Raw genomic sequence first — 11,513 nt, forward strand, 5'->3', positions numbered from 1 at the left:
TCCCTTACTTGCCGCGGCGGAGGTCGACGCCGAGGTCCAGGTCCTCGACCGGGACGGGCAGGGACGTTTCAAGCGAGCGGTTGCCGGCGATCCCCACCGACACCGAACGCAGCCCGTCCAGGTAGCCGGACGGACGGCCCAGGGGGTCCTCGCCCGGTCCGTTGAAGAGATCCGACAGGAGCAGCTCGTCACCGCCGCCATGGCCGCCCTCACCGTTGATGATCGGGACCTCGTAAGCGGCCTCCCAGTGGCGCTGGACCACCAGGCGCTCGCCGTTGCGGCGGACGGCGTCCTCTTCCTCAACCGGGGTTGCGGACGGGTCCACCACGGTTTTCTTGTCCGTGCTGTGCAGGACGGCGGCACGTTCCACCACTTCAAGTTCTGCGCGGCCTTCGGTGCCGTTGACCGCCACCCGGTAGCCTTCCCACGGGCTGTGGGCATTCAGTGAGTAGCTCAGGCGCGGTCCGCCCTGGTATTCCACCACCAGGGCCAGGTTGTCCTCGATGGTGATGCCGCCGGTGAAGACATCCTGGTCGCGGCGGTAGCCGTCGTAGTGTTCGTTATCCAGGAACAGGGCCTTGAGCCGCTCGTCCTCCCTCAGGTCAAGCGCGAAGGGGTCCTTGGCGCCGGCGGGGGCATCGGCGTCGGGCGTTCCACGTTCCGGGCGTGGGCCAAGGCCGCGCTCGGCGGCGTTCTTGTCGCCGTAAAACTTAAGGCCGCCGGAGGCGAAGACCCGCTCGGGCACGTCGTCGATCCACCAGTTGACCAGGTCGAAGTGGTGGGACGCCTTGTGGATGAGGAGGCCGCCGGAGTTCTTCTTTTCGCGGTGCCAGCGGCGGAAGTAGTCCGCGCCGTGCACGGTGTCCAGGACCCAGCTGAAGTCGATGGAGGTGACCTTGCCGATCACGCCGCTCTGGATGATTTCCTTGAGCGCGCTGTTGCGTGGCGAGTAGCGGTAGTTGAAGGTGACCACCACGTTGCGGCCGGTCTCGTGGACGGCCTGGACGATGCGGCGGCAGCTTTCGGCGTCGATGGTCAGGGGCTTTTCGACGACGACGTCCGCGCCGGCCCGGAGCCCCTCCACGATGTAGTCGGCGTGCGTGTAGTCCGGCGTGGTGACGATGATGCGGTCGATGTTGTTCGCCTGGACGAAACCGGTGAGCTGGGCGGGATCGAACGACGCCACTGGCCCGGGGGCGCCCAGTTCCTGGATGAGCTTCTGGTAGAACTCCACGCGTCCCGGGTTCACGTCCGAGAAGGCCACCAGCTCAGCGGTGTCAGCGTGCTTGCCGTAGATGGCACGGATGTACATCTCGGAACGGCCGCCGGTGCCGATCAGGGCAATCCGGGCTTTCCCGCCTTTCCGGGGGGCGGTGCCTGCAGCGGTAGCGGTCTCAGCGCCGGCGGCACTGCCGGCCTCTGAAGCAGCGGCGGCCGGCGTGGTCTCGGCTGTGTTGACCATTGGGGTCCCTTTCGAAAAAGCTCATGTCCCGCGGTGGGGCGGCGGTGTTCCGGCGGCGGTACTGTGCTGCACCGTGGCGGAGGGCTGAGAAAGCGTTTTCTCATTGCTCCATTAGAGTTTTATCAACCTGTCGGCAGATCCGTCAACCAGTCCCAAAAAAGGAAGAAAGCGGTTTCCAGGCCTGCCGCCTGCGGCTCCGGCGCCTCCGCCGGGAAAACGGTCGGGAAAAGGATAGAAATCGGTTTCCCACTCCCGTATATGCTGTCTTTCAAAGCACCTGCCATGAAGGCCGGGCCCATCGGACGCCAAGCGTTCCCGGGGGCGCCGGCCGACGGCGCAAATGAAGGGTTCCCTATGGCCAGGAAATCGGCAAGCGGCCGGATCGGCATCGCGGATGTCGCCGTCAAGGCGGGGGTTTCCCATGCCACCGTTTCGCGTGTCATGAACGGCAACTTCACCGTGGACCCGGACATCGCGGCCAGGGTCCGGGCGGCAGCCGCAGAGCTGAAGTACCAGCCCAACCCGGTGGGCCGCAGCCTGGCACTGGGCAAGACGGACACCATCGGCATCGTGGTCCCCGACCTGGCCAACCCCACCTTCCAGGCGATCCTCCGCGGCCTGAGCCGGGCCGCGGCGCAGGACGGCTACCGGGTCCTCATTGCGGACTCATTCGAAGTGTCCAGCGAGGAATCCATCCTGGCGGGTGAAGCGCGGCGGCGCTGCGACGGACTGGTCCTCTGCGCCCCGCGCATGACTGACGCGGAACTCGAAGAGATTGCACCCTCGCTCCACCCGCTGGTGCTGATCAACCGCACCACCACGGCACCGGACGTCCCCAGCCTGGTGGTGGACTACGGCCAGGGCGTCCAGGACATCGCCGAACACCTGGTGGAACTCGGCCACACCCGTCTGGCCTTCCTGGCCGGGCCGCCCCGCAGCGCCTCCAATGAGATGCGGCTCAAAGGCCTGGAGAAATTCAAGGCAGCCCATCCCGAAGTGGACGTCACCATGCTGGAGGGCGGATCGGACTTCGACACCGGGCATGGGGCCGTGGATGCCGTGCTGGCCAGCGGGGCCACCGGAATCCTGGCGTTTAATGACCTGGTGGCCATGGGCCTGATGAGCGGCCTCCATGAGCGGGGCCTGGACGTCCCCGGCGATATTTCGGTGACGGGCTTCGATGACATCCCCTTTGCCAGATATACGACGCCGGCACTGACCACCGGCGCCGTCCCCATCACCGAGCTGGGCGAGCAGGCATGGCACCAGCTCCGGGCGCTGATCCGCAAGGAAGGGAACGACACCCCCGGCGGCCGCTACCAGCCGCGCCTGGAAGTCCGGGCCAGCACGGGCCTGGCAAAGGCGCCGCGCAGCACGGTCCACGGCTGATACCTAGGCAGGCGGCGGCTTCAGGAGCACATCGATGAACTCGCGCAGCCCGTCGGCCACATCCACATTCTTGTCGTAGAGCCACTGCAGCTGCAGGCCGTCGGAGACTGCCACCACCAGCTTGGCCAGGTCGCCGGCGGGCAGGTCCGAGCGCGCCTGCCCGGCAGACTGGCGGCGTTCAATGTCTGCCGCCAGCACGTCAACCACCTCGGCGTAGCGCTCCTTGAAGTAGGCATGCGAATCGTGCCCGGGGTCATTGGCGGTGGCTGATGCCACGGCATACAGGGTGGTAAGCCCGGGCTCACGGCGGTTCCGCTCCGCGGAGCGCACCATCAGCGCCAGCCCCGCCTCCTCGGCATCCATTGCCGCGAGGCTACGGCGGTCCCGCTCGGCCAGGACCGCCGTCAGCAGTTCCTGCTTGCCGCGGAAATAGTGGAAGAGGGTCGCTTCCCTGACCCCCACCAGCTCTGCCACGCGCTTCAGGGCGGTTCCTTCAAAACCTTCAGTAGCAAAAACGTCCGTGGCCGTCTGGATGATCTGTTCGCGGCGTTCCGCTCCCTTGGCGTACTGGCCGCGCGGCTTTGATGAAGGCATCAGGCCAGTGTATTTCACCAACTTTCCAGAAAATCTAGTCAGACTCGGTTTTTATCGCTACGATCATTCCCACGGCCCAACGGAGGGTCGCTTTTTGTCAGGAGGCACCGTGGCCATCAAGACCATCACCGAGGATTCCGCAGGACTGCCTGCCGGCGGAACCTCATCCAGCACCGTTACAACCGCTCCTGCTGGAGCGCCGACCCGCACACCCCGCGCCTACGTCATCGGCATGCCGATCGCCAGCGCCGGGCTTTGGATGGCCGTCCTGGCCCCGGCCCTGGTGGTGCTGGCCATCAAAGTTTCAGAAATCACCACGCCGGAAACGCGTGCAGGTGCGCTCAGCCTGGTGGCCGGCGTCGGAGCCCTCATTGCGCTCCTGGCCAACCCCTTCTTCGGCCGGTTGAGTGACCGCACAACGTCCCGCTTCGGCATGCGCAAGCCATGGATCGTGGGCGGCTCCCTGATCGGCCTGGCATCCCTGGTCCTGCTGGGGTCCGCCACCAACGTCACCGGCGTCATGGTTGCCTGGGTCATCGCGCAGCTCAGCTTCAACGCAGCGCTGGCGGCCCTGGTGGCCACCCTTCCGGACCAGACGGCACCCGCCGAGCGCGGCCGCCTCTCAGGACTGATCGGGATGACCCTGCCGGTGGGCCTGGTCGCCGCCGCGTACTTCGCCCAACTGTTCGACAACGCCTTCCAGATGGCGGTAGTCCCCGGCGTGGTAGGGACCGCCGTGACCCTCGCCTTCGCCTTCACCTTCAAGGACCGCGTGCTGACGGAGAAGCCCGCCCCGCTCAACCTGAAGGAAATTGCCGGTTCCTTCTACTTCAACCCGCGCACCTACCCCGGCCTCGGTTGGGCCTGGTTCACCAAGTTCCTGGTGTACGTCGGCTACTGCGCCGGGCTGCTGTACCTGCCGTACTTTTTCGCCGACCACCTCCACGTTGCAGAAACCGCAGTTCCAGGGCTCGTTTTCCAGGCGACCCTGGTCAGTTCCGCGGGCACCGTGGTCACCAGCCTCGCCGGCGGTTGGATCAGCGACCGGATCGGCAAGCGCAAGGCCATGGTCATCGCCTCCGCCATCATCATGATGGCCGGCCTGATTGTCATCGCCACCAGCAGCACCACGGACCAGGTCCTGGTGGGACAGGCCCTGGCCGGCCTGGGCCTTGGCTGCTTCGGAGCGGTCGATGTGGCCCTCATCGCGGACCTCCTGCCCGGGAGCCAAAGCGAGAACGCCAAGACCTTCGGCGTCTTCAACATCGCCCAGGCCCTGCCCCAGTCCCTGGTACCCGCCATCGCCTTCCCCGTCATCACCCTTGGCGGCTACCCCGCCCTCTTCATCGGCGGAGCCGTCGTCGGCATCATCGGCGCCGTCCTCGTCACCCGCATCAAAGGAGTCAAGTAAATGAATCCCACACTCTCCCCCGCCGTCACGGCTCCCGCCGCCGATTCGCCGGATGCAGAAGCACGCATCCTTGAACTGGCCGAAAGCCTCTCCCTCGAAGAACAGATCCAGCTGCTGACCGGCGCTGATGTCTGGGCAACACACGCCCTGCCCTCCATCGGCCTGTCCCGTGTTGTCATGTCCGACGGCCCCTCCGGCGTCCGGGGTGAGGACTTCGACGAGCGCCACGACTCTGTTTCCCTGCCGTCGTCGTCCGCACTGTCCGCAACCTGGAGCGTGGAAACAGCGCGCCGCTATGGCCAGGTCCTGGGCCAGGAGGCCCGCCGCAAGGGCGTCCACGCAGTCCTGGGCCCCACCATTAACCTGCACCGTTCGCCGTTGGGCGGCCGGCACTTTGAATGCATGAGCGAGGACCCGCGCCTGACCGCCACGATGGCGGCCGGGTACGTTGCCGGCGTCCAGTCCATGGGCGTAGGGGCAACACCCAAGCACTACATTGCCAATGAGGCTGAAACCGAGCGTTTCACGTCCAATTCTGTGGTGGACGAGCGCCCCCTGCGCGAGCTCTACCTTGCAGCCTTCGAGGACGCCATCACCGAGGCGCGCGCCTGGCTGGTGATGAGCTCCTACAACTCCATTAATGGCACCACGGCCAGCGAAAACGAGCTCCTGAAGACGCCGCTGTCCACCGAATGGGGCTTTGACGGCGTCGTCGTCTCCGACTGGACCGGCGTCCGCTCGGTGGAAGCCGCCAACGCCAACCAGGACCTGGAGATGCCGGGACCGGCAGGCCACTGGGGCCCCAAGCTGCTGGCGGCCGTGAATGACGGCCGCGTGAGCAGGTCCGCCATCCTTGAAAAGGTGGTCCGCATCCTGCGGCTCGCCGCCCGCGTCGGGTCGCTTGACGGAGTCTCCCCCGCCGCCACGGAACAGCCGGCACCCTTGAATGCCGCCGCCGTCGCCCGCGAAGTGGCAGTGCGTGGTGCTGTCCTGGTGCGCAACAGGGACGGCCTGCTGCCGCTGGATCCGCAGGCACTGGCAAGCGTCGCCATCAGTGGCCACAACGCGGAGGAGGCCCGCACCCAGGGCGGCGGCAGCGCCACCGTCATGCCCAAGCAGAACATCTCACCGCTTGAGGGCCTGCGTGCGGCGCTTCCGGAAGGTGTCCGCGTCAGTTATGCGCGCGGCGCCAAGGTGGCGGAGGGCCTGCAGGCTTTCCCCCGCACCTCGCTGCATAATCCGGTGTCCGGTGTGCCCGGCCTGCGGGTGACCTTCCTGGCCGGCGACGGGTCCGTCATCTCGGGGGAGGACCGGCTGGCGTCGCACCTGATCTGGTTTGGCATCGGCATCCCCGAGGGCGCAGCGGCCATCCGGATGGAAACGGAGTGGACCGCGCCGTCGGCCGGCATCCACCACCTGGGCATCGGCACCGTGGGCCGGGTCCGGCTGTCCCTGAATGGTGACGAGGTGTTCAATGGCGGGCTTGAGGACGACACCGACGTGCTCGGCGCGGCCCTGTTCGACCCGCCCAAGACCGTCCACCCCATCACCACCGCCGCCGGGGACACGGTCCGCGTCGAGGCCGTGTACGACCTCCCCGCGGACCAGGCCATCCCCTTCACGGCCATCCTCCTGGGCGAGGAAACGGTGGTGGATGACCCGCAGGCAGAGATCGACGCCGCAGTCGAGGCCGCCCGGACCGCCGATGTGGCGGTGGTGGTGGTGGGAACCAGCGCGGCCATCGAATCCGAGGGCTTTGACCGCAAGGACCTGGACCTTCCGGGCCGGCAGAACCAGCTGGTGGAAGCGGTGGCGGCGGTGAACCCGCGCACCGTGGTGGTGGTGAACTCCGGCTCACCCGTCCTCATGCCCTGGCTGGACAAGGTGGGCGCCGTCCTGCTGGGCTGGTTTGGCGGCCAGGAATTCGGCCGTGCCATCGCCGACATCCTGCTGGGTGCAGAAGAACCGGGCGGCCGCCTTCCCACCACCTGGCCTGCAGCCCTGGCTGACGTCCCGGTCCTGGACACCACCCCGGTGGACGGCAAGGTGGTGTACTCCGAGGGCATTCACATCGGCTACCGTGCGTGGCTCAGGCAACAGGCTGCCGGGGGTGCCGCACCGGCTCTTCCCTTCGGCTACGGCCTGGGCTACACCACGTTCGAGCTCGGCGCCCCGCATGCACGGGAGTCGGTCCCGGCCGGCTCCGACGTCGTCGTCCACGTTCCGGTCCGCAACACCGGCAGCCGGTCCGGCCGTGAAGTAGTGCAGGTGTACCTGGACCGGACCGAATCCGCTGTGGAACGGCCCGTCCGCTGGCTGGCGGGCTACGCGGGCACGCACCTGGCGCCCGGCGGCACCGAGAGCGTCGAGGTCCGGATTCCGGCCCGCTCCTTCGCGCATTACGACGGCGGCTGGCAGTTTGAGCGCGGCACCTTCCGGATCCTCGTGGGCCGTCACGCGGAGGACGACTTCCAGGAACTGGAAATCGAGGTCCGCTAGCCCACTGCGCCGGGCTGGGCGGGGTTATCCCTGCCCAGCCCGGCTTCTTTGTAGAACCCTTTGATATGGCCTGCCACCAGCTCCGCCGCCCGGCCGCCGTCGCCGTTCCTGACCGCAGCCAGGATGGCGTGGTGCTCGGCATGCAGGCGCGAGGCAGTTGCCTTCCAGTCCGGCAGGTTCCCCGTCAGTTCCGCGGCGTACCCCTGGATGGATTCGCGGAGCGAGCCCATCATGGCGCTGACCACTGCATTGCCTGCGGCGTTGGCCAGGGCCAGATGGAACTGGACATCGAGGGCCAGGAATTCCCCCACGGGCAGGCCTTCCGGAGCATCCATCGCCGCCAGGAGCGTGGCCGCATCGTCAAGCTGCGGCGCGTCCCGGCGGGCCCTCGCAGCGGCCCAGGACTCCAGCAGGACCCGCGTTTCCACAATGTCCGCCACGGGCAGGTGCTGGGTGGCCACGTGCAGCCGAAGGGCTGAGCCGAGGGCGGCGGTGGGATCCGAAATCACCACTGTCCCGGCATCCGGGCCGGAGCCAACGCCGGACCGCACCACGCCCATGGCTTCAAGAATCCGGATGGCCTCGCGCACGGAGGTCCGGGAGACCTGGAGCTGTTCTGCCAGCGCGCGCTCCGCCGGGAGCCTACCGCCTACGGCCAGGTCGCCGGCTGACAGACGATCCTCGATCCAGTGCAGAACCAGCTGGTGGGTGCGCATAGCAAAATAGTAGTTGATGTGGTTGGACCACATCACCTAGAGTGTGGCTGGACCATAGGAGGAGCCATGACCCACACCATCCAGCCCAACAACCCGGAGGCTACCCCGGCTCCGGACGCCACGGACGTCCCCGCAGCCCCGGCACCTGCCAAGGCTCCGTCGTCGGCCGCCCTTCCCGCAGCATTGAAGCGCCGCATTCCCAAATACTCTGACCTTGCTCCGCTGATGCAGTTCAAGAAACCGGAGTTCAGCAGGGAGGCCCGGCTCAAGCGGGCCAGCACCATTTGGGAACTCCGCGACATCGCCAAACGCCGCACCCCGAAGGCGCCCTTCGACTACACGGACGGCGCCGCCGAAGAGGAAATCACCCTCCGGCGCGCCCGCCAGGCTTTCCTGGACATCGAGTTCCGTCCGGGCATCCTGCGGAACGTTTCCAGCATCGACCTCAGCACCGGGATCCTCGGCAAGCCGTCGCGGCTGCCGGTCGGCATCGCCCCCACCGGCTTCACCCGGATGATGCAGTCCGAGGGCGAGTACGCCGGCTCCCAGGCCGCGGAAGCCGCCGGCATCCCCTACACGCTGTCCACCATGGGCACCGCCTCCATCGAGGACGTGGCCGCCGCCGCCCCGAACGGGCGCAACTGGTTCCAGCTGTACCTGTGGACGGACCGGGACCGCTCCCTGGAACTGATCGAACGCGCCGCCAGGGCAGGCAACGACACCCTCATGGTCACGGTTGACACCGCCGTGGCCGGCGCCCGGCTCCGGGACGTCCGCAACGGCATGACCATCCCGCCGGCGCTGACGCTCAAGACCGTCCTGGATGCCTCCTACCGGCCGGCCTGGTGGTTCAACTTCCTCACCCATGAGCCGCTGACGTTCGCCTCGCTCTCCCGCTACACCGGCACCGTGGCGGATCTGATCAACTCAATGTTCGATCCCACCCTGACGTTCGGGGACCTGGATTGGCTGCGGGAAACCTGGAAGGGCAAGCTGGTGGTCAAGGGCATCCAGACCGTGGAGGACGCCCGCCGCGTGGTGGACCACGGCGCAGACGGCGTGGTCCTGTCCAACCACGGCGGCCGCCAGCTGGACCGGGCCCCTATCCCGTTCCACCTGCTCCCCGAGGTCAAGCAGGCCTTCGCCGCTGACAACAGCAAGGCCGCCATCATGCTGGACACCGGGATCATGAGCGGCGCGGACATCGTGGCGGCGCTGGCCCTGGGCGCCGACTTCACGCTGATCGGCCGCGCCTACCTTTACGGACTGATGGCCGGAGGCCGCGCAGGCGTGGACCGGACCCTGCAGATCCTGGAAAAGGACATGGCCCGGACCATGGCCCTGCTGGGAGTCAGCAGGGTTTCCGAGCTGACCCCGGACCACGTGCGGCTGCTGGCCAAATAGGTCCTGCCTCTTCCGGCCGAACCCTACTTCTTGCGTCCGAACTTGGGCAGGTTGGGGAGGCTCGCCAGCAGGTCGGCCGCCTTGGTGGCGGCCCGGCCAACGGTGCGTCCGATCTGCTGCGGAACGGTATCGTCGCTCAGCGGGGCGGCCGTCCCGCCGGGAATCACGACGGCGGGGCTCAGCTCGGCGCCTTCCCGCACCAGCAGGGGCGCCGGGACCTCTTCCCGGGGTTCCTGCGACGCCGCCGGTTGCACCGTCCTCGGGGCCGGCGGCAGCGAAGCGGCCGCAGCGGCAACCCCCTCCTGCAGGTGGGCGGGGACCTCCGGGGCGGTCGCTGCCTGGGCCGGTGCTGACTGAGCTGCTGCTGACTGGGCCGCTGCTGACTGATCCGCGCCGGCAGGTGCGGCGGCGGCATTGCCGCCGGTGCCGACGTCGAACGTTTCCAGCCAGCTGGCGATGCCTTCCAGCGGGCCCCGGTTCAAGGCGTAGTAGCGCTTCTGGCCCTGCGCCCGCATGCTGACCAGCTGCGCTTCACGGAGGACTTTCAGGTGCTTGGAAATGGTGGGCTGGCTCGCCGCCAGTTCCTCCACCAGTTCCCCCACGGCTTTGTCTCCTGCCCGAAGGGCCACCAGGATGTCCCGCCGGGTGGATTCCGCTATGACGGCAAATACGTCGTCTGTCACCATGCCTCCCACCCTAGCGACATATACGTCTAAAGGCATCAACTATTTCGGCGGCGCGAAGTTCCGGCTAACTAGTCGAACCAGGGATCCAGCCCGTGCAGCGGGAATACTGCCTTGCGGGTGGCCATGACGGTGCGGTCCACGGCGTCATTGGGGTCGAAGCCCACTTCCCAGGAGCGCCACCAGAGCTCCACGTCGTCCCCCATGAGGGCGGGCGCCTCCCTGCCGAACTTCTCCATTACGTACTGCCGCCAGTCCGCCGGCACGGGTGTCCGCAGCGGTACCGGGCGTCCCGCGGCGATGGCCACCAAGTGGCTCCAGGCCCGTGGCACCACATCCAGCACGTTGTAGCCTCCGCCGCCGGTGGCGATCCAGCGGCCGCCGCAATACCTTTCGGCAAGGTGCCCGACGGCGTTCGCTGCCTCGCGCTGTCCGTCCACGCTGAGGTTGAGGTGCGTGAGGGGGTCGCTGCGGTGCGAGTCACAGCCGTGCTGGCTCACGATCACCCCGGGTTCGAAGGCACCCACCAGTTGCGGCACCACGGCGTAGAAGGCGCGCAGCCAGCCGGCGTCGGAAGTGCCCGCAGGCAGGGCGACGTTCACGGCCGTCCCCTCCGCCGCGGGGCCACCCACCTCGTTGGCGAAGCCCGTGCCGGGAAAGAGAGTCAGCCCCGTCTCGTGCAGCGAGAGCGTGAGGACCCGGGGATCGTCCCAGAAGATGTTCTGCGTGCCGTCGCCGTGGTGCGCGTCGACGTCGATATAGGCCACCTTGCCCACGCCGCCGTCGAGCAGTTTCTGCACGGCAAGGGCGGCGTCGTTGTAGATGCAGAATCCGCTGGCGCGTTCCCGGACGGCGTGGTGCATGCCGCCGCCGAAGTTCACCGCGTGGACGGCCGAACCATCCAGCACGCGCTGGGCCGCCAGCAGCGAGCCGCCGGCCAGGCGCGCCGCGGCCTCGTGCATGCCCGCGAAGGCCGGATCATCCTCGGTTCCCAGCCCGCGCGACTCGTCCGGCCGGGAAGGGTCCGCACTGACCCGGCGGACTGCCGCAACATAATCAGCAGAGTGGACGGACTCCAGTTCCGCGTCCGACGCGACCTCCGGGGCCGCCAGGTCAACGTGGTCCAGGTCGAAGAGCCCCAGGCTGCGGGACAGGCGCGCGGTCAGGTCCATACGCTCCGGCGCCATGGGGTGGCCCGGCCCAAAGTTGTAAGCTGTCATGTCAGGACTCCACGCCACCATCGTTGGCGGCGCGGGCTGGCTGAGTCCGGGCAGGTATGTCATCAATCACAGGCTACCCGAGCCCACGCTGCCGCCGGCCCGGCCATGACGCGGGCTTTAGTGGTTTACTACTGA

The 11,513-nt window shown here is 67.7% G+C and carries 9 protein-coding genes; 4 read left to right on the forward strand and 5 right to left on the reverse strand.

Translation table 11 applies throughout. The features are described 5' to 3' along the window. Positions 1–4 precede the first annotated feature (4 nt). On the reverse strand, positions 5–1,462 hold the full coding sequence (locus VIK36_RS18120; protein ID WP_324643072.1) for a Gfo/Idh/MocA family oxidoreductase: 1,458 nt from the start codon (positions 1,460–1,462) through the stop codon (positions 5–7). Between the two features lie 354 nt (positions 1,463–1,816). On the opposite strand from VIK36_RS18120, the gene VIK36_RS18125 reads away from it, so the two are divergent. Continuing rightward, on the forward strand, positions 1,817–2,851 hold the full coding sequence (locus VIK36_RS18125; RefSeq protein ID WP_324643073.1) for a LacI family DNA-binding transcriptional regulator: 1,035 nt from the start codon (positions 1,817–1,819) through the stop codon (positions 2,849–2,851). Between the two features lie 3 nt (positions 2,852–2,854). On the opposite strand, the gene VIK36_RS18130 is transcribed toward VIK36_RS18125, so the two are convergent. Further along, entirely contained in the window at positions 2,855–3,445 is a 591-nt protein-coding gene (locus VIK36_RS18130) for a TetR/AcrR family transcriptional regulator (protein WP_255173233.1), read from the reverse strand. 109 nt (positions 3,446–3,554) lie between these two features. Between VIK36_RS18130 and VIK36_RS18135 the strand changes: the two genes are divergently transcribed. Both VIK36_RS18135 and VIK36_RS18140 read left to right on the forward strand, forming a co-directional pair. After that, entirely contained in the window at positions 3,555–4,856 is a 1,302-nt protein-coding gene (locus VIK36_RS18135) for an MFS transporter (protein ID WP_324643074.1), read from the forward strand. Further along, entirely contained in the window at positions 4,857–7,355 is a 2,499-nt protein-coding gene (locus tag VIK36_RS18140) for a beta-glucosidase family protein (protein WP_324643075.1), read from the forward strand. It abuts the gene before it with no gap. Here the strand turns inward: VIK36_RS18140 and VIK36_RS18145 are convergent. Further along, positions 7,352–8,071, reverse strand: a complete 720-nt coding sequence (locus VIK36_RS18145; protein WP_255173236.1) for a FadR/GntR family transcriptional regulator — start codon at positions 8,069–8,071, stop codon at positions 7,352–7,354. The two genes, VIK36_RS18140 and VIK36_RS18145, sit on opposite strands and share 4 nt — an antisense overlap. Positions 8,072–8,137: 66 nt before the next feature. Here VIK36_RS18145 and VIK36_RS18150 point away from each other — a divergent pair, with 66 nt between their 5' ends. Further along, positions 8,138–9,475, forward strand: a complete 1,338-nt coding sequence (locus VIK36_RS18150; protein ID WP_324643077.1) for an alpha-hydroxy acid oxidase — start codon at positions 8,138–8,140, stop codon at positions 9,473–9,475. A gap of 23 nt (positions 9,476–9,498) precedes the next feature. On the opposite strand, the gene VIK36_RS18155 is transcribed toward VIK36_RS18150, so the two are convergent. Both VIK36_RS18155 and VIK36_RS18160 read right to left on the reverse strand, forming a co-directional pair. Further along, positions 9,499–10,161, reverse strand: a complete 663-nt coding sequence (locus tag VIK36_RS18155) for a metalloregulator ArsR/SmtB family transcription factor (RefSeq protein ID WP_324643079.1) — start codon at positions 10,159–10,161, stop codon at positions 9,499–9,501. A 68-nt stretch (positions 10,162–10,229) separates the two neighbouring features. After that, positions 10,230–11,441 (reverse strand): acetoin utilization protein AcuC, encoded by a 1,212-nt coding sequence (locus tag VIK36_RS18160; RefSeq protein ID WP_324643080.1) that lies wholly within the window; start codon positions 11,439–11,441, stop codon positions 10,230–10,232. Between the last annotated feature and the right edge of the window lie 72 nt (positions 11,442–11,513).

The sequence above is a fragment of the Pseudarthrobacter sp. LT1 genome (assembly GCF_035621795.1).
Classification (GTDB): Bacteria; Actinomycetota; Actinomycetes; order Actinomycetales; family Micrococcaceae; genus Arthrobacter.